This window comes from Hymenobacter sp. BT730 (assembly GCF_030542105.1).
GTDB lineage: Bacteria > Bacteroidota > Bacteroidia > Cytophagales > Hymenobacteraceae > Hymenobacter.
On sequence record NZ_JAUOFB010000003.1, the window covers coordinates 172,649 to 193,157 of the forward strand.

The window sequence follows — 20,509 nt, forward strand, 5'->3', positions numbered from 1 at the left end:
CCAGTATGCTTGATTCGATTGAAGATGCCATTGCCGACATCCGCGCCGGTAAAGTGGTAATTGTAGTAGACGACGAAGACCGTGAAAACGAAGGCGACTTTATCTGCGCAGCGCGCTGCGCCACGCCTGAAATTGTGAATTTCATGGCTACCCACGGCCGTGGCCTGGTATGTGCCCCACTGCTGGAAGACCGTTGCGAACAGCTGGGCCTGGAGCTGATGGTAGGCCGCAACACTGCCCTGCACGCCACCCCCTTCACGGTTTCTATTGACCTCCTGAAAAACGGGGTAACCACTGGCATTTCTGCCTCTGACCGCAGCAAAACCATCCTGGCCCTCATTGACCCCGAAACCAAGCCCGAGGAATTGGGCAAGCCAGGTCATATTTTCCCTTTAAAAGCCCGCAAAGAAGGCGTACTGCGCCGTGCTGGCCACACCGAGGCTGCTGTAGACCTGGCCCGTTTGGCTGGGTTTGAGCCAGCTGGGGTACTGGTGGAGATTCTGAAGGAAGATGGTGAAATGGCCCGCCTGCCGGAACTGCAGGAGGTAGCCAAAAAGTGGGACCTCAAGCTGATTTCGGTGCAGGACCTCATCAAGTACCGCCTTGAAAAGGAAAGCCTCATCACCCGCGAAATTTCCGTGCAGCTGCCAACCGAGTGGGGCGAGTTTGACTTGTATGCCTATACGCAGCGCTCCAATGGTGCCCAGCATCTGGCGCTGGTAAAAGGCGACCTGACGCCCGGCGAGCCAGTGTTGGTGCGGGTGCACTCCAGCTGCGTCACCGGCGACATCTTTGGGTCATGCCGCTGTGACTGTGGCCCCCAGCTGCACCATGCTATGCAGCAGATTGAGCGCGCTGGTAAAGGAGTACTGGTATACATGAATCAGGAAGGCCGCGGCATTGGTTTGCTTAATAAGCTGAAAGCCTACAAACTGCAGGAGCAGGGCCGCGACACCGTGGAAGCTAACCTGGAGCTGGGCTTTGGTATGGATGAGCGCGACTATGGCGTGGGTGCGCAAATCCTGCGAGACTTAGGCATCAGCAAAATGCACCTGCTCACCAACAACCCCCGCAAGCGTACCGGTCTTATCGGCTACGGCCTGGAAATAGTGGATACTGTGCCCATCGAAATAATCCCGAACGAGCACAACGAGCGTTACCTCACCACTAAGCGCGATAAGCTGGGTCATACCATTTTAAGCAAGCTGCGGCCGGCTTAATGCCGGATTTTACCCGGTGCATAGTCCTAGGAATTATGGGTTCAAATCCATAAATTTCTAGGACTATGGCTTTTAAAAGACCAGGCTTTTCTGGATTACTGATAGGTGGATTGCTGGCCCTGATAGCTCCGTTCGCACAGGCGCAGCGAAGCTTTGTACAGCAGTTTGCGGGTGCTACTGTGCTGCTGGCTAATGGCGACACCATACGGGGCCCCTTGATTATCCATCGAAGCGAGGATGTTATCCGCATCACCATGCCGGATCAATCTGTCAGCACTTTGTCGCCGGTGGCAGTGAAGGCATTTGCTGTGAAAGGAGAAGTTGGGAATAACCTGCCCGACTACCGCTACGATGATTTTTACAATGCCCGAAACGGCTACTTCTATGGAAGCCCGCCGCTGTATACCCCGTCGGTTCCTATGCGCCGGAACCAGCGGGACACTACCCGCGTGCGCGTGTTTCGCACCTACCGCTGGAACCGCGACCAGGATTATTCGGATTTTAAGTCGCCGGGCTTCTTCGAGCAGCTAAGTGCCGGCCCCACGCATTTGCTGCGCCGCCAGCAGCTGGTAGAGCACACTGTTACCGATCCGTATAACCGGGGCATGTATCATGGACTGTACGGTACCCCAGGTGCGCGCTATGGATATCAGACCGATACTAAAGACCTGCTCTACTTAGGTACAGCGCAGGGCGAAATAGTGCCCCTGCGTAACCCTAAAAAGGACCTGCTGAATTTCTTTCGGGCCAACAGCCGCAGCATAGAGCAATATGCCAAAGTGCACAAGCTTAACTTTAGCAATGTGCAGGAGCTGGCCTATATCGTGAACTATGCCAACTCTCTGCAAAGTCCGCCAGCCGCACCATAAGGAGTATTTTCTACAAATCCCGGTTGCGAAGCAGCAGATAACTCAGGCCCCAGAATATAGCAATGTAGCCCAGGGCAAAGGGTACTGCCTGCGCAGGGGTGAGGGCGCCCGTAGGACCCGTAACGGTGTTCAGCAGCTCCTGGCCGGGAGTAGGGGTAAGGCTGCCCAGCAGCTTGGCCGGAAAGTAGCGGTCCAGCTCATCGGGGAGCTGCGAGCGGAGAAGTGGCTCGGCAATCCACATATACACCAGGAAGGAAATGATAGCCGGGCCGCTTTTACGCACCAAAAAAGCCAGTAGCGCCGCGATGCTTAGGTAGCCGAGGGCCTGCAGGGCATAAAGTGCCACCGCACCCAGATCGGCGGTAATAGCGCCCGGCGCGGGCTGTGGACCGCGGGTCAGCCCAAAATACAAGCCCACTGTCAGGACCACAACCGTTGCATACAACACTAACGCAACGGCCACGCCCAGCTTGGCCTGTACCAGCTCGGCACGGGAAAGCCCATCGATTACCTGCTGGCGAAAGGTGCGAAACTGAAACTCATCAGTTATGAGAATGATGAGCAGAATACCGAGAAGCAAATTGAAGTAGCTGGCCACATAGCCCAGCCGGCTCCAAAGCTCCGGAAAGGCATATAGTGTATTGCCGACCGGCCGCCCGTTTATTACGGTGCCGCCGCTCATGGCTACGAAGCCGGTTAAAAGCAAAGCAAAAAGCAGGAGGATAATCCAGACGGTACGGTAGGGAAGGAATTTGCGGAGTTCAGCGCGAAAAAGCACAGCAGTTGGAATTGAGGTAGAAGAATTACTGAGCCTGCGTGAGAGCTAAAAATTGGGTTTCCAGGCTCCGCTGGCGCATCTCTAAGCCAGCCAATACTATTCCCCGCTCAAACAGCGCCTTATTAAGCGCGGCAGGGTCGTAGCCTTCAGCCAGTTGGGCGCTCAGGCGGCCATCGGACTCCGTTTGTACGTCCGTAACCCAGGGGAATTGCCCAAGGGCTTGCTGTAGCGTAGCGGCAGTTGTAGTAGCAGATGGCCGTAGCAGGACCCGGTCGGTGGTAGCCAGGATGTCGGATACCCGGCCAGCAGCCCGTAGTTCGCCCCGGTGCAGCACGGCTACGTGCGTGCATATCTTTTCAATTTCATCCAGCAGATGGCTGGCAATGATGATAGTTTTACCTTCAGCTGCCAGCCGTTGAATGAGCGTGCGCACTTCCGCAATGCCCTGCGGATCAAGACCGTTGGTGGGCTCATCCAGTACCAGTACACTTGGCTTGCTGAGCAGGGTAGAAGCCAGTGCCAGACGCTGCTTCATGCCCAGGGAATACGTGGAAAACGCATCATGCTGGCGCGCCAGCAGCCCTACTACCTCCAGGGCATCCTCAATGGCCTGGTCATCGGCCTGCTTCACCGCTGCTACTACCCGCAAATTCTGGCGGGCGGAAAGGTAGGGGAAGAAGTTTGGGGTTTCCAGCATGGCGCCTACCCGCCGCTTACTGTCTGACGATATGGGCTGACCAAACCACCGTATCGTGCCACCCGAAGCGTTAAGAACCCCCAATGCCATGCCCAGGGTGGTGGTTTTGCCACTGCCATTGGGCCCCAGCAAGCCATAAACACTGCCCTCTTCTACCGTCAGGGTGAGCCCGCGCAACGCCTGAGTGCTGCCGTAGTGTTTCGAGAGATTATTTAATTCGAGAACAGCCATTCTTTTAGATGCGAATCGGAAGTGAATATGGGTGCCATGCTCCGACAAGCTCGACATGGCGGGTGATTATGAAAAATTAAACCTAAACTATTCCTCCTTCAGAATACCCTGTAGGCCACCGCCCTGCCAGCGCAAAACCGGATAACGAAGGTGGGTAGGCTCATAGTAAGGCGTTTGGCGGTAGATGAAATCCAGCTGGGCCGCAGCGCTTTTGGCAAAGGCCGGGTCGGCTTGGCGCTTAGCTTCCAGTTGGGCTTTGAGCGCAGGGTTTTTCGCCAGGATTTCGGCCGCCAGATCTTCAAATACATAATCTGAAAAATACTCCTTCTGCTGTAAAATGCTGTCAAAGAAGCCCCAGGAGAAAAACGAATCGGTAGCCTGCGGCTCCAGGGTTTCTACCAGGTAGCGGGCAGCGGGTTGGTCAAGCCAGGCTACATAGTCGCCGGCGTGGAAAGCCAGGGCCTGCTGCTGCGTGCGCACCTGCACCTGCGAATGGATATAATGGCCCTCGTAGGGGCGGGGTGCGGTTTTGTAGTCAGAAATAGTGTAGACTTCCCCGGTAAGCGTAGTGTCGCGCTGCAGCCGCTGCAGGCGCACGTTGCTCAGGCGTAGACGGTCCAGCACCTCTCCCCAGGCCTGCGGAATAACATATGCCTGTGGGCGGCTGACGCTGACCGTGGGCCGGAAGGTATTGTAGTAGGGAATGGTGCGCTTGTATGGTGCCTTCCGGTCGTAGTACAGGCGGGGCAGGCCGCTTACTTCACTGGCTTTGGTTTTACCCTCGTAGCCCCGAAACTCGAAAGTGGCGGCCTGCGTGGTATCTAGCTGCCAGGCCAGCGGGAAGGAGGTTTGGGAAGCACTTTGCTGATTGGCCATTTGCCGGGCCTGGGCAATGGTGGCAGCGTCGCGGTGCACGGTGCGCACCACCACATCCAGAAAATCATAGGTCACCCGCACGCGAGGGGTAAAGGCTTTCCACATGTGCGTCTCGGTTACAAACCCTATGGTGTTAAACAGGGTAGTATAGCCGGTGGAATAGCGCGGCGTTTCCAGGAAGCCCACGAGCCCGCGGGCATCGGGCGTGCGGCCCTCAAAGTCTACGTAAGGAGTCAGAGGCCATTTGCGCTTGTTCATGTTGCCGTAGAGGGCGGGTAGAAGTTGCTTTTCCATATAGGCGCTCAGGGCCGGGTGCAGCTTGTCTTTCTGCGTGGCAATAAGCGTCATAGTATATTGATAGTCAGCACCGTTAGATGTGTGCGTGTCTACGAATACATCAGGCTGCCACCGCTGAAAAAGCTGCGCAAAAGAGCGGGCATTGCGGGAGTCCTGCTTGATGTAGTCCCGGTTCAGATCCAGGTTGCGGGCATTGCCCCGGAAGCCGTACTCCTGCGGGCCATTCTGGTTGGCGCGCGAGGAAGTACCTCGGTTCAGCATACCATCCACGTTGTAAGTGGGAATAACTACCAGCGTAACATTCTCCAGCTGGCGACGCAGCTCCTTTTTCTGTACATAGTCGCGCACCAGCATCATCGAGGCATCAATGCCTTCCGGCTCGCCGGGATGAATGCCATTCTGAATCAGAATAACCCGGCGGTTTTTCTGGTGAACAGAGGCTGGGTCGGCGTCGCCGTCCAGCGACACGATTACCTCATGCAGGGGGCGGCCTACATCGGTGGTGCCGGCTTCGCGCAGGGTTATTTCAGAATACGCCGCATCCAGCCGTTTATAGTAGTCGATGCACTCCTGATAAGTGGTGGTGGTATTGCCGTTGCCTTTTTCAAAGGGGGTGCGCCAGTCGGCGGCAGGAGCAGCAGGAGAGGTACCCAGCAGGGCTGAGGTGAGAAGCAGCAGAAACATGATGAGCGCAGGGCAGGAAGATGGTTCAGAAAAGGGAAACCTCCGGCACTTCCCGCTCCGGGCACGTTCTGGGAAGAAGCGCCACGAAGCCTGAAGCGCCGGAGGTATTCCGGAAAAGTGCTTCGGCAGTGAAGTTAGTAACGGAGGCGGGGTGGCGGAAACAGCATCTGATCCACACTATACCGGCCCGGCCCGGCAAAGAACAGGCCGGCAAACAGGAATGCGGCTTCCAGCGCGTGCGAGTAGTCATTAAAACCCTGACCCTGGCTGAGGTGGCTGATGAAGGCCATAATCATGGTGCCCAGTAAAAACAGACAAGCCACCCGAAAGAATAAGCCCAGGGCCAGCAGCTGTCCGCCCACGGCCTCGGCTACGGCGGCCAGAAAGCCCCAGAAAGCCGGGGCAAAATGAATGCCCAGCTGGCCCATCACGCTACCTACTTTTTCCCAGGTCTCCGGCCCGCCTATTAGTTTGGGATACCCGTGCACGGTAAACATTACCCCAATGCCTACGCGCAGCAGCAGTAGGCCGAAGTCGTGGAAGCGGTAAAAATTCTGCAAGGCTTTCATAGCAGCAAAGGCCGCGGGAGCGGCGTATTGTGGGAGGTTAGAGGGGTAGTGGCGTTGCCAAAGTACAGGAATTATAGCGGAATGCAACGCCCTGGCCCAACGCACTACCGGAAAAGTAATACGCCTCTGATTTTTGTGGCATCCGGTACATCCGTCGGGCGCAGCACCGGAGCGTTGGGGTTTGGGAGGGTACTGGCATCCAGCAGCCAGGATATTTGAGCGGCCTCCGATACAGCCACCAGCCCCATGTCGGCGCGCTCTACAAACTGAATGCCGTAAGCCAGCCGGGCCTGACCAAACGTAGAGCCCACGCCCACACCACCCTGGGCGGAGCGGTAGCGTGGGTCATGTAGCTGAATGCGCCATATGCGGAAGCCTTCTTCCTCATCACCTACCAGTTCCAGAATGGTGGGCGGCGCATCCGGATGGGTTGGGTCCCGCAGCTCATATACCGGGTAGGCAATTCCTTCCAGCTCCCGGGTGGTTTTATGCAGCATTTCCTTCGGAACCCGATCCAGTAGCGCGGTTTCTGTCATATTTAGCCGGATAAAATGGCGACCTACCGTGCCTTTATCAAAAGTATAAAAGCGCTGCTCCGCAGTATCCGGGGCTATTACTGCCGTACTGGGAGGCGTTGCGGCAGGAGTGGGCGCAGCAGTAGGAGGCAGGGAGGCTTCTGGCGCAGTGGCCGGAGTAGAGGGTGCCTCACAGGCGGTGAACAGACCGGCCAATACCAGGCCGTAGAGCAGATGTGGAAGTGAAATTTGCACGCCCCAACTTACGCACGTTGTGGCATGTTGTTAACCAGTGCCGGGACTGGCGCCAGCCGACATCTTGCTACCTTTACAGCCTTCGCTGACTTAAATTCCTGATCCTGTGACTGCACATACCCGCAAACCGCTGATTCTGATTTCCAACGACGACGGCATCACGGCCCCCGGCATTGCCACGCTGGTGCGGGTAATGCGCCGCATTGGGGAGGTTGTGGTCGTAGCGCCCGATTCTCCCCAGTCGGGTATGGGCCACGCCATAACCATTGGCAACCCGCTGCGGCTGGACGCCAGCACCGTCTTCGACGATGAAGGGGTGGAAGCCTACGAGTGCAGCGGCACCCCCGCCGACTGCGTGAAGCTGGCCAAGCACCACGTGCTGAAGGACCGCCAGCCCGACCTGGTAGTGTCGGGCATCAACCACGGCTCCAACTCCTCGGTGAACGTGCTGTATTCCGGCACCATGTCAGCCGCTATTGAAGCGGCTATTGAAGGGCTGCCGGCCATCGGCTTTTCCTTGTGCGACTATGGCCACGATGCGGACTTTACCCACGCCGAGCCCTGGATTGAGCATATTGCCCGCCAGGCCCTGAAGCACGGTATTCCTGTAGGCACGGCGCTCAATGTGAACATACCCAAGAAGTCAGAGGAAGCGCTGGCCGGTATCCGGTTATGCCGCCAGGCCCGCGCCAAGTGGCAGGAGAAGTTTGACCTGCGCCACGACCCATATAAGCGCCCTTATTACTGGCTGATCGGCTCCTTCGTGAACCTGGATCAAGGTGAAGACACGGATGAATGGGCGTTGTCCAACAACTACATATCGGTGGTAGCCTGTCAGTTTGATTTAACGGCCCTGCACGGCCTCACCGAAATGAATGCCAGCTGGGATTTATCCCCTGACCACGCTACGCTGGCGAAGAAGCACGTGTAAGGGGCTGACTATAGGCTTTGTATTGTAAAGAGGCCTCCCTGCCTTTGGTTGCCGAATGGTTTTGTTTCTTTGGAAGCAAACAGCTTTTGGCGCCTAAGGCAGGAAGGCCACTTTTGGTATTTCAGATTAAGACAGGGTCCAGCCATAACCTGCCGTTTCCTGTAACTTTCGACCATTCTTTCCATCTGTATATGCCTGCACTTCTTCGCACTTTCTTTCTGCTAATCGTGCTGCTGGCCAGCGCCTGCACTGTCCACCTGGCACCTCCCACCACGGTATACATTGTGCGCCATGCCGAAAAAGACCTGACCCCGGGCCTGGCTGATCCTGCCTTAACTACGCAGGGTGAACAACGGGCCCTGGCGTTGCGCGATACTCTCCTGAACCGGAACATAGCAGCCATTTTTACTACCAATACCAATCGTACCCGGTCAACGGCTGCTCCGCTGGCGGCCGCGCGAAACCTTACGCCTGAGGTATATGACGCCAAGCAGTTACCGAAGCTGGCAGCGCGCATCCGGAAGGATTTCGCTGGACGGGCAGTGCTGGTGGTAGGCCACTCCAATACCTTATTGGAAACGGTAGCAGCTCTGGGGGCCGAAAAACCCATGCCAGCGATTGGGGATGAGGAGTACAATTATTTACTGGAAGTGACAATCCCTCAGGATACCACAAAACGGCCCGCAGCTATAGCACGGCGGTATGGCGTGACGAAATAGGTTTTTACTGGCGGGCTATGCAGCCTCGTTATCATTTCCTTGTACTTTAGCCGGCCCGCTTTCCTGTTAAGCGGGCCGCTTCTGTTTTACCTTTTCCACCTTCTGTTTATGCGCTTTTCCTTTTGTGGAGGCATGTTAGCGGGGTTGTTGGCCGCCGCTACTTCTCTGCCCGTAGCAGCTCAGTCTGCCGATACCAAAGCTGATTCACTCACCATCCGCCGGCTGTATGATGAGGCCCTTTTACGGGGGCAGAGCTATGAGAATCTTCGCACGCTCACAGGCACCATTGGTGGCCGGTTAAGCGGTTCGCCTCAGGCAGAGCAGGCCGTGCAGTGGGGCAAACAGGTGATGGAGAAAATGGGCCTGGATCGGGTGTATCTGCAGGAAGTAATGGTGCCGCACTGGGAGCGGGGTGCTAAGGAAAAAGCTGAAGCCAAGCCTGCCAAAGGTAAAAGCGTCTCGTTTAACGTGTGCGCATTGGGTGGCTCCGTGGCAACCAAGGGCAAGCTGAAAGCCCAGGTGGTAGAAGTGCGCACCTGGGAGGAGTTGGCGGCCCTGCCCGATGACAAAGTGCGTGGCAAGCTGGTGTTCTTCAACCGCCCCATGAACCCCACCTATATAGAAACCGGCCGTGCTTATGGCGAGGCCGGCGACCAGCGCCGCAAAGGCGCTATTGAAGCTGCCAAGCGCGGTGCTGTAGGCGCGCTGGTGCGCAGCCTCTCCCTGGCGCACGATGACTACCCCCATACGGGCACTATGAGCTATGATGAGAAGGTAACCAAAGTGCCCGCCGCCGCACTCAGCACCAACGGTGCCGACCAGCTCAGCGCCATGCTCAAAGAAAACCCCACACTCACCTTTGAGTTGGAAATGAGCTGCCGCCAGCTGCCTGAAGTGAAATCCTACAACGTAGTAGGAGAAATCAAAGGCTCTAAATACCCCAATGAAATCATAGCAGTAGGCGGCCACCTCGATTCCTGGGACCTGGCCCAGGGTGCCCATGACGATGGTACCGGCTGTGTGCAGAGCATGGAAGTACTACGCCTGCTAAAAGCCACAGGCCTGCGTCCTGAGCGTACCATTCGGGCCGTGTTGTTTATGAACGAAGAAAACGGCCTGCGCGGCGGCACGAAGTATGCCGAACTGGCCAAAGCCGCCGGCGAAAAGCACTTGGCTGCTATGGAGTCAGACGGTGGTGGTTTTACCCCGCGTGGCTTCTCCGTAGAAGGCACACCGGTAATGCTGAAGCGCCTGCAACAGTGGGAGCCTCTGTTCCGACCTTATGGCAGTGGAGAAATTACCGCCGGCCACGGTGGCTCCGATATCGGCCCGCTAAAAGACCAGGCTCAGGTGCTTATCGGCTATGACTGTGACTCGCAGCGATACTTTGATATACACCACACGGCTGCCGATACGTTTGATAAAGTAAACCGGCGGGAGCTGGAGCTAGGCAATGCCAGCATGGCCTCTCTGGTTTATTTGCTGAGTAAGTACGGATTGTAGATTTTCCAGTAAGAAAAGCGGAACCGGCCATGCGTTTTACGTATGCCCAGTTCCGCTTTTCTCTTTATACCATGATGTACTTGGTAGCCGTGCTGGCCCCAGAGCCGGTGTACAGCGCTGTTTGGGCCATGAAGCAGGACGTGCATGCGCAAACGGGCAGCCGGAACGCGGTGCGCCTGCCGCCACATATCACGCTCCTGCCGCCGTGGCATCAACCGCCGGAGCAGGAAGAAAATCTGATTTCCTGCCTGCAGAGTCAGGCACTGCAGCTCCCCGTTTTTACGGCCGAGGTGCAGGACTTTGCCTGGTTTGGCACCCGCACACTGTTTGTGCGGGTACTCCCACATCCACAGTGGCCCATTTTGCAGCAGGAGCTGGAAGTGCAGTGTGCTGCCTGGCTCCCAAAAGCCGTAAATAAGCAGCGTCCGTTCACGCCCCACATGACGCTGGCCACCCGCGACCTGCCGGCCAGGCTGGTGCCTCAACTCAAGCAGCAATATGCTCAGCAACACTTTCAAGCCTCCTTTCCGGTCGAGAATATGACGCTTTTTCGCCACGATGGGCAGCAGTGGCAGCCCATCCATACTTTCCCTTTTCGCGGCGGAGGCGCCTCCGAATCAGCATAAAAAAAGCCCGGACTTGCCGGGCTTTTTTTATGCTATGATACTATTTAGGCTTTCATTAATTCTGCTCCAGAATTTGAAAAAGCTCGTCCAGCTTGGGCGTGAGGATGATTTCTGTACGGCGGTTTAGCGCTTTATTGGTGGTGTTGTCGTTGCTGGCTACTGGCACGTACTGCGAGCGGCCGGAGGGCGTCACCTGCGTGGGGTTGAGGCCCGACTGGGTGAGTATGCGTGTGATTTCGGTAGCGCGGAGCACACTCAAGTCCCAGTTATCCTTCATACCGGCAGTACCGCGGGCTATGGGCACATTATCCGTGTGGCCTTCCACCAGCACATTCACATCCTGGTTACCCTTCAGGGCAACGGCTAGTTTCTTGAGGGCGTCCTGGCCTTTGGGGTCTACTTTCGTGGAGCCCGATTTGAACAGCAGCTGCTCGGAGAGCGAGACATACACTTTGCCATTCTTCAGAGTTACCTGTAGGTCACTAGCATTAAACCCCAGTAAGGCGTCGGCCACTTTTTGACGAAGTGCCTTTACAGCCTGATCTTTCTGATCCAGAATCCGCTGCATATCGGCAATACGGGCTTCTTTGGAGCGCAGATCAGCAGAAAGAGCAGAGTTAGCCTGTTGCGCTCCGCTCAGGTTTTCGTTTAGTTGATTTACCTGCTGGTTCTTGTTGCTGAGGGTGTTGCGCAGCTCTTCCTCTGTGCGGGCTTTTTCTTGTTCCAGGGCCGTTTTAGAGGCCTGTAAGTCGGAGTTTTGCTGTTGCAGGGCCGTATATTTCTTTTGGGAAACACAGGAAACGGAGCCAACCAACAGGCCGGCACTTAGGAAAGAGGCCAACACGGTGTGGGGGAGGCGGTAGTTCATATGGAAGGGGTAAAGGGAAAGATATGCTGTATTAAAAACGAGGTGCCCGCCCCAACAGTTGCGCAACACCCTATTAGCGTTGCCGCAACGACGCCTTAAAACGGAAAATTTGAGGAAATACGGCCCAGACGTGTACCTTCAGCCTACTTTGCTGGGGCAGCGCTTTATAATGAGAATACCGGGTATGCGTAAGGAATGTGCCCCAGGGTGGGTGGTAGTGCTGCTAAGCATTTGCATGTTACACGAACCAGCTACTGCTCAGCGAATAGCGCATTCCGCACCCTATTGGGTTTTTTTTAAAGATAAGCGGGGTATGCGCCTTAACCCGACGCAATATTTCAGCAAGCCGGCGCAGCTTCGCCGCCAACGCCAGCACCTGCCTGCCGCTGACAGCACCGATTTTCCCGTTCGCACTGACTATTTGCAGGCCCTGCGCCATACCGTTGATTCTGTTACATCAGTTAGCCGGTGGTTTAATGCGGCGGCCTGCTGGGCTACGCCGGCCCAGATAGAACAAATACGCCATCTGGCCGGAGTACGGGTCGTTGTAGCCCGCGCCACCAAAACCCCCGATTTACTTCCGGCTGCCCGCAAAGGGAGCGGAACGGCCGAACCTTTGACAACCGAAGACCTGCAGCTGGCAAGCCGCCAGACCAGTGCGCTGGGCGGTCCGGCACTGCGAAAGGCCCGCCTAACTGGGCATGGCCTGCGCATTGCCATTTTTGATGTAGGTTTTCAGGGGGTAGATGGCCATCCGGCCTTCCAGAAGCTACTGGCCTCCCATCAGATAACCGATACATGGGACTTCATCCGTCAAAAGCCGCAGGTATTTGGGTACGGCAACCATGGTACGGAAGTACTTTCCTGCCTGGCCGGGCAGCTTAATGATAGTACCTGCCTCGGGCTGGCGCCCGAAGCTGAGTACCTGCTGGCTCGCACCGAGCGGGAGCATAGTGAGCGGTTCAGTGAGGAAGAAGCCTGGCTGGCCGCCGCAGAATGGGCCGACAAGCGCGGTGCTGACATCATAAACTCCTCTTTAGGCTATACGGAGCGGCGCTATTTCCGGGAGCAGATGGATGGGCGCACGAGCCTGGTAGCACGTGCTGCTGCTATGGCCGTGCGCAAAGGCATGCTGGTGGTGTGCTCCGCCGGTAATGATGGCGACAATCAAAGCTGGGGCATAATCGGTACGCCGGCTGATAATGACTCCGTATTGGCCGTGGGCGGGCTAGACCCCGCTACCTGGCTCCCGGTCGACTTCACCTCGCGCGGCCCTACGGCCAAACGCCGCATCAAACCTAATGTGGCTGCTTTTGGGGTGGCTATTACAGCCAGGCCGGCGGGCGGCTTTGAGCGCAATGAGGGTACATCCTTTGCCAGCCCCATGGTAGCTGGTTTTGCGGCCTGCATCTGGCAGCAGCAGCGTCAGCTTACTGCTATGGAGCTTTTTCAGCAGATGCAGCAATCGGCCAATCTGTATCCTTATTATGATTATGCCCAGGGCTATGGCTGCCCTCAGGCCAGTTTTTTCCTGCGCCCGCATAGGGAGTCAGGTCCGTCTCGTCCTACTTTCGATTTTGTGCGTCAGGAAAACGGTCTTCTGCAACTGGTTATTCGCCCTGAGGCCAGTGCCTCTGCGGCAGAAACCCTGCCCTTGCAGCAGAATGAGCCCCACAGCCCGCTGGCTGCTCTTCCTGAGTTGGAACCTACTGCCAAAGCCACCCTGCCACAAACTCCTCCTGCTTATGTATACCTGCATACGGCAGATGCCCGCGGCATTTTGCGCCAATATGAAGTGCGGGAAGTAACGCAGCGGCATGTTGCCAGCTGGCCTCTGGCTACTTTACAGCCCGGCGACGTTATTCGGGTGTTTTATAAAGGCTACATGGAGGCCTATAAAGTTTCCCGATGAAAGCACGAGGTATTTTGCTGATAGGATTGGTGGTAGCAGGAGTAGCACACGGTGCCCGGGCACAGCGTGTGCTGGCCTATACCGATGTCAGCGTCGATACAGCTGTGCAGCACTTCGGCCCCAATCGTGCTTACTTTCAGCATTTCTATGCCAGCTATAGCCCGCTGGTCGGCAGCAGCGAACCGGGGGCACCGCTTAAATTTGGTAGCTCAGCAGAAATTATTTTGGGCTGGCGGCAGAAGTGGCGGCTCTCGCAACAGCTGGCAGTAGGCGCCGATGCACAAACCGTGCGACTACACGCCAATCTGCGCCAGACCGATGCTAAAGTAATACCCACTACTAGCCAACATGTGAAAGAAAGCCTCTCTTGGCAGCAAATACAACTGGGCGGCTTTGTGCGCCTGAATGTGGGGCACCGCGGTAATGTGATAGGCCGCTATGTAGATATTGGCGGCTGGGGTGGCTGGGCTTTTTCTACCACCCATGCGTTCAAAGATGAGCCGGTAACGGGTACGGCTTCTGTCATAAAAGTGTCGGAGCATGATTTGAGCTATGCCGTCCGCTGGCAGTATGGCCTGCATGCCCGCTTGGGTACTTCGCGCTATGCGTTAGTGGTGCGGCGGAGGTTTTCTCCGTTGTTTAAAGGAGCAGAAGCAAGTGCCTGGCCAGAACTACCTAGATTTAGTGCGGGAATAGAGGTGGGTTTGCTTTAGTTGGAAGGATGCTTAACTTCCGGCCCATTCCCGCGTAGAAGCCGATAAATACCGCTCTGCGGCGTTTCTCTGCCTACTTGTGTTCCCGGGCCCCGCTTGTGTGGTTTGCCCGCGCAGGTATTTACACCTTGCCCGACGCTGTTTCGCTCTCAAATGAAAAAACTATTTCTCCCTGTTGTCTTTGCTGCTTTGCTGGTGCAGTCGTCCTGTATTACGACAGAGCGTGAATCGGCAACTTCTAAAAACCCCGACCGGGTGTTTACCCCTACGCCTGAGGGCCAGCGTGCCCGCCTTACCCCAAAAAGTGTACTGAATAGCGTACGGACCACCCATCAGTTCTCCGACCCCAAGTCCAAAGATATTTTTATTCTACTGTTGCAAGGCACCAAGATCCTCAATAGTCAGGCTCGTTTCCTGATCATCAGCAGTAAAGGCGACACGCTTCGCAATGAGGTGATGCCTGCCCTGGCTTTGCTGGATGAGCGGGAACTGGAAGACCCTCAGGCCGCCACAGTGCGCGACAAGGAAATTGGTATTCTAAAGGGAATGAACAATTTCTTCAAGGATGACCGGTTTACCTCGCCGGCTATTCCCCGCTCCATGACGGAAGCTGCGGTATCTGATCAGGAAGCCTGGCAGGCCGTGCGCGAAGACAATAAATCGGTGGGTTTTGATTACGTAACTGCCGGTCGGAAAGAGCGCCGTATTGCTTTTTCCCGCAAACTGAATAAAGCCGTGATAGTAGCGGAATAACTACATCTGCACATTAGTTAAAACAGAAAGGCTCCTGCCATTGCGGCGGGAGCCTTTCTGTTTTTTGCGGCTTTATTTCTGAAGCTACAGCATCCAATCCAGAAAAAGACAAGCAGGCAATTAGGTCTGCGCTTTTACTTCAGGACGTTGGCAACGGTAGCTGCAGCCAGCCCAGCAAGCCAGTGGCACTTTGCACCAGCTTATAACCTGCATATTCGCCCAATATCCGCACAGCGCTGCGGGCCGGTAGCGCATCAAGCGCAGGTGCCCCGGCCTGAGGCAGGGTAAGTAGGGTAGATGCTGCCGAAAGGGTTTCCTGCCTGATATAATCAGTGGCCACAGTTACCGCCCGTATGGGTACGTAGCCTACCTGTCCATCCGGTCGTTCCACCCGAAACCACTCGGCTTGGGCCCCCAAAACATATAAGACAGTATTACGTGGCAGGCGGGCCAGGGAAGACGCGTTACGAGCCGGGCTACGTTGAAAATCGGTGGCTTTTTCCCGTACTCGCACCCAGTGACCCAGGCGTAGGGGAGTGCTCCGGGGGGCTAATGGAGACGCATCGGCGCGGCGCACAAAAGGATATGGATCTACGGCGCCCAGGCCGGCGCGGTATATGCCAAAATGCAGATGAGGGACGGTGGTGCGGGCATTTCCTGTATTGCCGACTAACCCCAGCGTATCTCCAATGCGGACCTGCTGCCCTGGATGTACCAGTTGCTGATCAAGGTGGGCGTAATATAGGTGCTGTCTGTGCCGGGCATCCGTCAGCCAGATTACTTTACCACCGCGGGGCGTTTCACTTACCCGCGTAATGTATCCTTCCGTAGCCGCCACCACCGGCGTGCCTCGGCGGGCAAAAATATCAATGCCTTCGTGCAGCCGGGCGCCCTGGTCGCGCGCTGCGCCCCAGAAAGAGCCTACCGCCACATCCGACTTGCCCAGCACCGGGAAGCCCAGCGAAGGTGCCCGCTGAATGCGCAGTGTGTAGCGGCCCGTGCGCAAGAGTTCCGGCTGCACCCGCAGCAAATGCTGGCGGTCATCTTCGGCTACATAGCTAAAGGCAAAGCTGGCCGTGTCGGCGGAGGCCAGGGCTTTAGGAGCTGCCTGGTCTATCGGAAGCTCAAACGCATCCAGAAATATCTGCGCCTGCGTGCCGGGCGCCAGGGTTAAACGCACCTGCACGGTTTCACCCGCCCGCACGGCGTAGCGGTAGGAGGCAGCTGTGGCCCGCTCGGCGCGAAAAAAGCCGGTTTCCTCAAAGGGCAGCGTTACCACCAGGGAATCGTGCAGGGCTTTTTCAGCCGCAGACAGCCAGTCACGGCCCAGGGCAGTGTGGTCCAGGCCAACCTGCTGCAGCTTACGGGCATACACCTCGTGCGGTGTAGTAGGCTGATGAAAAAGGCCCTGCAGCGTCTGCTGCTTGCCGCAGGCCGTAAACAGCAGAAGCAGCAAGACATAGGAAATGCGGGAAAGGAAGGTCGTTGGCAAGAGATTCACGTATAAAGTCAACCTGAAAAACCCCGGTCAGTTGCCATAGGTTCGCTTTTTCAACCTTTGAAGCAGCAGACCCTTTCGCAGGCTTTTCTACCTTTGCCTTCCACCCTTTTTTTGCTCTCGATGAAGCTTGTTGAATGCCCCCGTGACGCCATGCAAGGTTGGTCGGAGTTTATCCCCACGGCCCGCAAAACCGAATACCTCAACGCCCTATTGCGCGTGGGTTTCGATACGCTGGATTTTGGCTCCTTTGTATCAGCCAAAGCCATTCCGCAGCTGGCCGACACGGCCGAGGTGCTGGAAGGACTGGACCTAAGCCAGTCGGGCACGCGGCTGCTGGCTATTGTGGCTAACCTGCGGGGCGCCGAAACGGCAGCCCTGCATCCCCAGATCCGGTATATTGGCTTCCCGCTCTCCGTTTCTGAAACCTTTCAGCAGCGCAATACCAATAAAAGCATTGCCCAGGCTCTGGATGAGGTAGCCGCTATTCAGGAAGTATGTGCGCGCACCGGCCAGGAGCAGGTAGTATACCTGAGTATGGGTTTCGGCAACCCCTACGGTGACGCCTGGAGCCCGGCAGTGTTGGGTGAGTTCACCCAAAAGCTGGACGCGCTTAAAGTGGGCATAGTAGCTCTTTCCGATACCATTGGGGCCTCTGTGCCCGCTACCATTGCCCCCCCATTTCTGGAGCTGACGGCTGCTTTTCCCCACATTGAGTTTGGCGCCCACCTGCACACCACCCCGGATACCTGGCAGGAAAAAGTACAGGCTGCCTATGAAGCCGGTTGCCGCCGATTTGATGGGGCGCTAGGCGGGTATGGCGGCTGCCCTATGGCAACCGACACCTTAACCGGTAATATGCCCACGGAGAACCTCATTGGCTTTGCCGCCGCACATGGCGAGGATTTGCGGCTGCATATGGATGCCCTGCAAGAGGCGCAGGCGCTAAGCCAGACCATATTTACTGCTCACTAAAATCGGCTCCGGATTCTCATAAAGCACCCAATAAAAAGTCTCTTGCCTGCATTAGGCAAGAGACTTTTTATTGGGGAAGAACTTCCTCCGGCTGCATCAGGCATACATGCGGGGCTCAATGGGTAGCGTAAACCGCTCACCGCTACTGAGCATGTGCAAACGCAGGCCCCGCAGGGTAAAAGGAGTGTTAGGGGCTATTTCGTGGATGTTGGTAGAAGAGCACTCCTTAGCATCCAGCACCATCACCAAACCGCTGCCAATGATTTCCAGGTCGCGGCCATTGGTCACCAGCACCGCGGTATCTTCTTCAATTCCTAAGCCCACGCAGGCTGGGTTAGTAGCCAGAATCTGGGCCATGCGCACAATGCGGCCCCGGGCCACAAAGTGGGTGTCTACAGCTACGTCGTGCATTAGCTCCAGCCCGGTAGTAATATGAATTTCGCCCTTCAGAAAGCCGGCATCGTCTTTCCCCTGGTAAATCATGGGTGTAGACATGGCCGTGGCGCCGGCACTGGTGCCGGCTATCAAGAGCCCGTCGTGCGCATAGCGCTTCTGAATACAATGCTGAAGCGCAGTACCGCCCAAGAGGGCTGTCAGCCGGAGCTGGTCGCCGCCGGTAAAGAGCAATGACCCGGCTTTTTCCAGTAAAGCAATTGTTTTCGGGCTGTTTGCTTCTTCCCGGGTGCGGATATCCAATATTTCCACTTTGGGCCCATCCAGCCGTCCAAACGCTTTTACATAGGCGTTGGCCGAGTCTCTGGGCTCTTCAGAAGCGGTAGGGATAACCAAAATAGGGCCTTTAGAACCGGTTTCATCCACCATGCGCTGCAGCACCGCCATAGAAGTGAAATTCCGATTTTCAGCTTCTTCTTTCTCTTCCTTGGTTTGCTCATCGCCTTTGCTCTCATGCCCACCGATGAGCAGCAACTTGCCCTTGGGAAGTGGGCAGGAATTGGTGGCTTTGGGTAGAGCATCAGCCGATGCATGGGCTTTGCGTTTGGTAGCCATAAAGGAGGGCTCTGAAAGTAAGAATTGATACTTAAGAAGGTGCTTGTTGTACGCCGGGCGGGAAGAGATGTTAAGGCAGAGTATATTATGACCTTTGCGCCAACATGGATGTAAAAGTTGGCCAGCTAATTAGGCATTGCCTTCGGAAAACGAGTGCCAGCCTTCCTGCTTGGTTGACTATCTTGGCTCCGGATTCTGCCTATTCAACCTCGCCTCTATGCCTGCCGTCGACCTGTTTATTCCGTGCTTTGTGGACCAGATTTTCCCTCAAACCGCCATGAATATGGTGAAGGTGCTGGAAGCCGTTGGTTGCCAGGTGCACTACAATGCCAACCAGACCTGCTGCGGCCAGCCCGCCTACAATGCTGGATACAAAGCGGAAAGCTGCACTGTGGCCCGCAAGTTTCTAAACGACTTTCCACCCTCTACCGATGCCTCAGATCGGTATATCGTGAGCCCTTCGGCCTCCTGTGTGGGTATGGTGCGCAATGCGTATGCTGAGCTGTTTGAGGGTACGCCCGACCAAACCCGCTACTACGGCCTGCAGCGGCGCATTTTTGAAATGACCGAGTTTCTGGTAGATGTGCTCGGCATTACGGAAATACCCGGGGCCGTGCTGCCAGGCAAATACACTTACCACGATTCCTGTTCCGCCTTGCGCGAATGCGGCATTCGGGAAGCACCTCGGCAGTTGTTAGATGCCGTGCAGGGCCTGGAGCGCATTGAAATGGCCGAAACAGAAACCTGCTGCGGATTTGGCGGCACCTTTGCCGTGAAGTTTGAAGCTATTTCCGTGGCTATGGCTGAGCAAAAAGTAGAACACGCCCTGGCCACCGGCGCGGAGTACCTTATCAGCACTGACACCAGCTGCCTGATGCATCTGGATGCCTACATCCGTCGCCAGCAGAAGCCTATTAAAACTATGCACGTGGCTGATGTACTGGCCAGCGGATGGTAGTTTTTTTGTTAGGTAATAATAGATTTGGATTGAGAATATTAAAAAAGCCCTTGTCATAACACATGACAAGGGCTTTTTTAATACTGATCTTATGTATGAGAATGGTTGATGTCATCCCCTGCATATAAAACTGCTAAAGCAGCTTCTGGATTCTTTCTTTCAGCCCGGAGGAAGCTTCCATTAAAGGCAGGCGGACTGCACTCGAGCACAGCCCCAGGCCCTCCAACGCAGCTTTCACGCCCACAGGGTTGCTTTCCTCATACATCAGGGGGTTGATATCAAGGAAACCGAAGAGCAGCTTGCTGGCCGCCGGATAGTTACCTGCCAGCGCCTGCCGTACCATATCGGTAAAGCGGTGGGGAAAGGCATTGGCCAGAACGGATATAACGCCCTCGGCCCCAAAGGAAATCATGGAGGTAGTTAGCGTATCCTCGCCACTGATCAGCATAAAGCTTTTAGGCTTGCCGGCCGCAATAGCCATGCACTGTTCCATATTGCCACTGGCTTCTTTAATCCCAATAATGTTCGGGTGCTGGGCCAGTCGTAGGGTGGTAACCGCCGTCATGTTGGACATGGTACGGCCGGGAACGTTATAGAGAATAATAGGCAGGGGGGAAGCTTCCGCCAACCTTAGAAAATGCTGTACAATGCCTGCCTGGGAGGGCTTGTTGTAGGCCGGGCTGACCGAGAGTATGGCCGAAACACCGGCGAGGTCGGTGGAGCGGAGCTGAGCTTCTACGGCCGCAGTATTGTTGCCGCCAATGCCATATACCAGCGGCACACGGCCTTTCACCTGCTGGCGCACAACGTCCAGAATGCCTTTGCGCTCATCGTCAGTGAGCGTCGGCGACTCTGCCGTTGTCCCATTGATAACCAGATATTCTACTCCTCCTTCAATCGTAAAATCTACGAGGCGGCGCAGGGCAGCATAGTCGATTGAATGCTCTGGAGCAGTAGTAAAGGGAGTAACCAAGGCCACGCCCGTGCCCTGAAGAGCCGAGCGCAACGAGTTACCGGAAGGAAGACGTGCATCAAGTTTGTCCATGCGGCAAAT

At 56.0% G+C, this 20,509-nt stretch carries 20 protein-coding genes; 11 read left to right on the forward strand and 9 right to left on the reverse strand.

What is annotated here, in order from left to right; all coding sequences use genetic code 11:
- Positions 1-5: 5 nt before the first annotated feature.
- Together Q4G72_RS10575 and Q4G72_RS10580 are read left to right on the forward strand one after the other, a co-directional pair.
- On the forward strand, positions 6-1,220 hold the full coding sequence (locus Q4G72_RS10575; protein ID WP_303311394.1) for a bifunctional 3,4-dihydroxy-2-butanone-4-phosphate synthase/GTP cyclohydrolase II: 1,215 nt from the start codon (positions 6-8) through the stop codon (positions 1,218-1,220).
- Positions 1,221-1,285: 65 nt separating this feature from the next.
- Positions 1,286-2,089, forward strand: a complete 804-nt coding sequence (locus tag Q4G72_RS10580; protein WP_303311395.1) for a hypothetical protein — start codon at positions 1,286-1,288, stop codon at positions 2,087-2,089.
- Positions 2,090-2,099: 10 nt separating this feature from the next.
- Here the strand turns inward: Q4G72_RS10580 and Q4G72_RS10585 are convergent, their stop codons facing one another.
- The 5 genes from Q4G72_RS10585 to Q4G72_RS10605 all read right to left on the reverse strand — a co-directional run bounded on the left by Q4G72_RS10585 (position 2,100) and on the right by Q4G72_RS10605 (position 6,991).
- On the reverse strand, positions 2,100-2,867 hold the full coding sequence (locus tag Q4G72_RS10585) for a DUF2705 family protein (RefSeq protein WP_303311396.1): 768 nt from the start codon (positions 2,865-2,867) through the stop codon (positions 2,100-2,102).
- A gap of 25 nt (positions 2,868-2,892) precedes the next feature.
- The gene (locus Q4G72_RS10590) at positions 2,893-3,795 is read right to left on the reverse strand and encodes an ABC transporter ATP-binding protein (RefSeq protein ID WP_303311397.1); all 903 of its coding nucleotides are present in this window, start codon (positions 3,793-3,795) and stop codon (positions 2,893-2,895) included.
- An 87-nt stretch (positions 3,796-3,882) separates the two neighbouring features.
- A complete protein-coding gene (locus tag Q4G72_RS10595; protein WP_303311398.1) occupies positions 3,883-5,652 on the reverse strand; it encodes a M14 family metallopeptidase in 1,770 nt (589 codons plus the stop codon).
- A 134-nt stretch (positions 5,653-5,786) separates the two neighbouring features.
- Positions 5,787-6,221 (reverse strand): DoxX family protein, encoded by a 435-nt coding sequence (locus Q4G72_RS10600; protein WP_303311399.1) that lies wholly within the window; start codon positions 6,219-6,221, stop codon positions 5,787-5,789.
- Positions 6,222-6,325: 104 nt separating this feature from the next.
- Positions 6,326-6,991 carry a hypothetical protein gene (locus tag Q4G72_RS10605; protein WP_303311400.1) on the reverse strand — a complete coding sequence of 222 codons (666 nt, stop codon included), beginning with the start codon at positions 6,989-6,991 and terminating at the stop codon, positions 6,326-6,328.
- 106 nt (positions 6,992-7,097) lie between these two features.
- Here Q4G72_RS10605 and surE point away from each other — a divergent pair, with 106 nt between their 5' ends.
- The 4 genes from surE (at position 7,098) to Q4G72_RS10625 (ending at position 10,770) form a co-directional block, all read left to right on the forward strand.
- Entirely contained in the window at positions 7,098-7,922 is an 825-nt protein-coding gene (gene surE / locus Q4G72_RS10610; RefSeq protein WP_303311401.1) for a 5'/3'-nucleotidase SurE, read from the forward strand.
- Between the two features lie 191 nt (positions 7,923-8,113).
- Positions 8,114-8,641 (forward strand): histidine phosphatase family protein, encoded by a 528-nt coding sequence (locus tag Q4G72_RS10615; RefSeq protein ID WP_303311402.1) that lies wholly within the window; start codon positions 8,114-8,116, stop codon positions 8,639-8,641.
- Positions 8,642-8,749: 108 nt separating this feature from the next.
- The gene (locus Q4G72_RS10620; RefSeq protein WP_303311403.1) at positions 8,750-10,144 is read left to right on the forward strand and encodes a M28 family peptidase; all 1,395 of its coding nucleotides are present in this window, start codon (positions 8,750-8,752) and stop codon (positions 10,142-10,144) included.
- Between the two features lie 29 nt (positions 10,145-10,173).
- On the forward strand, positions 10,174-10,770 hold the full coding sequence (locus Q4G72_RS10625; RefSeq protein WP_303311404.1) for a 2'-5' RNA ligase family protein: 597 nt from the start codon (positions 10,174-10,176) through the stop codon (positions 10,768-10,770).
- A 55-nt stretch (positions 10,771-10,825) separates the two neighbouring features.
- Here Q4G72_RS10625 and Q4G72_RS10630 read toward each other — a convergent pair whose 3' ends face one another.
- A complete protein-coding gene (locus Q4G72_RS10630; RefSeq protein WP_303311405.1) occupies positions 10,826-11,638 on the reverse strand; it encodes an OmpA family protein in 813 nt (270 codons plus the stop codon).
- Between the two features lie 235 nt (positions 11,639-11,873).
- On the opposite strand from Q4G72_RS10630, the gene Q4G72_RS10635 reads away from it, so the two are divergent.
- The 3 genes from Q4G72_RS10635 to Q4G72_RS10645 all read left to right on the forward strand — a co-directional run bounded on the left by Q4G72_RS10635 (position 11,874) and on the right by Q4G72_RS10645 (position 15,016).
- Positions 11,874-13,550 (forward strand): S8 family serine peptidase, encoded by a 1,677-nt coding sequence (locus tag Q4G72_RS10635; protein WP_502213675.1) that lies wholly within the window; start codon positions 11,874-11,876, stop codon positions 13,548-13,550.
- On the forward strand, positions 13,547-14,263 hold the full coding sequence (locus Q4G72_RS10640) for a hypothetical protein (RefSeq protein ID WP_303311407.1): 717 nt from the start codon (positions 13,547-13,549) through the stop codon (positions 14,261-14,263). The genes Q4G72_RS10635 and Q4G72_RS10640 overlap by 4 nt, the downstream gene beginning before the upstream one ends.
- 153 nt (positions 14,264-14,416) lie before the next feature.
- The gene (locus Q4G72_RS10645; RefSeq protein WP_303311408.1) at positions 14,417-15,016 is read left to right on the forward strand and encodes a hypothetical protein; all 600 of its coding nucleotides are present in this window, start codon (positions 14,417-14,419) and stop codon (positions 15,014-15,016) included.
- Between the two features lie 139 nt (positions 15,017-15,155).
- On the opposite strand, the gene Q4G72_RS10650 is transcribed toward Q4G72_RS10645, so the two are convergent.
- Positions 15,156-16,508 (reverse strand): M23 family metallopeptidase, encoded by a 1,353-nt coding sequence (locus Q4G72_RS10650; RefSeq protein ID WP_303311409.1) that lies wholly within the window; start codon positions 16,506-16,508, stop codon positions 15,156-15,158.
- Between the two features lie 129 nt (positions 16,509-16,637).
- On the opposite strand from Q4G72_RS10650, the gene Q4G72_RS10655 reads away from it, so the two are divergent.
- Complete coding sequence (locus Q4G72_RS10655; protein WP_303311410.1) at positions 16,638-17,489, forward strand: hydroxymethylglutaryl-CoA lyase; 852 nt, start codon at positions 16,638-16,640, stop codon at positions 17,487-17,489.
- 96 nt (positions 17,490-17,585) lie between these two features.
- Here Q4G72_RS10655 and Q4G72_RS10660 read toward each other — a convergent pair whose 3' ends face one another.
- Entirely contained in the window at positions 17,586-18,497 is a 912-nt protein-coding gene (locus Q4G72_RS10660; RefSeq protein ID WP_303311411.1) for a cyanophycinase, read from the reverse strand.
- A gap of 217 nt (positions 18,498-18,714) precedes the next feature.
- Here Q4G72_RS10660 and Q4G72_RS10665 point away from each other — a divergent pair, with 217 nt between their 5' ends.
- Complete coding sequence (locus Q4G72_RS10665; protein ID WP_303311412.1) at positions 18,715-19,455, forward strand: (Fe-S)-binding protein; 741 nt, start codon at positions 18,715-18,717, stop codon at positions 19,453-19,455.
- Between the two features lie 133 nt (positions 19,456-19,588).
- Here the strand turns inward: Q4G72_RS10665 and dapA are convergent, their stop codons facing one another.
- Positions 19,589-20,500: a 4-hydroxy-tetrahydrodipicolinate synthase gene (gene dapA / locus Q4G72_RS10670; protein ID WP_303311413.1), complete on the reverse strand. Its 912-nt coding sequence runs from the start codon at positions 20,498-20,500 to the stop codon at positions 19,589-19,591.
- Positions 20,501-20,509: the final 9 nt, after the last annotated feature.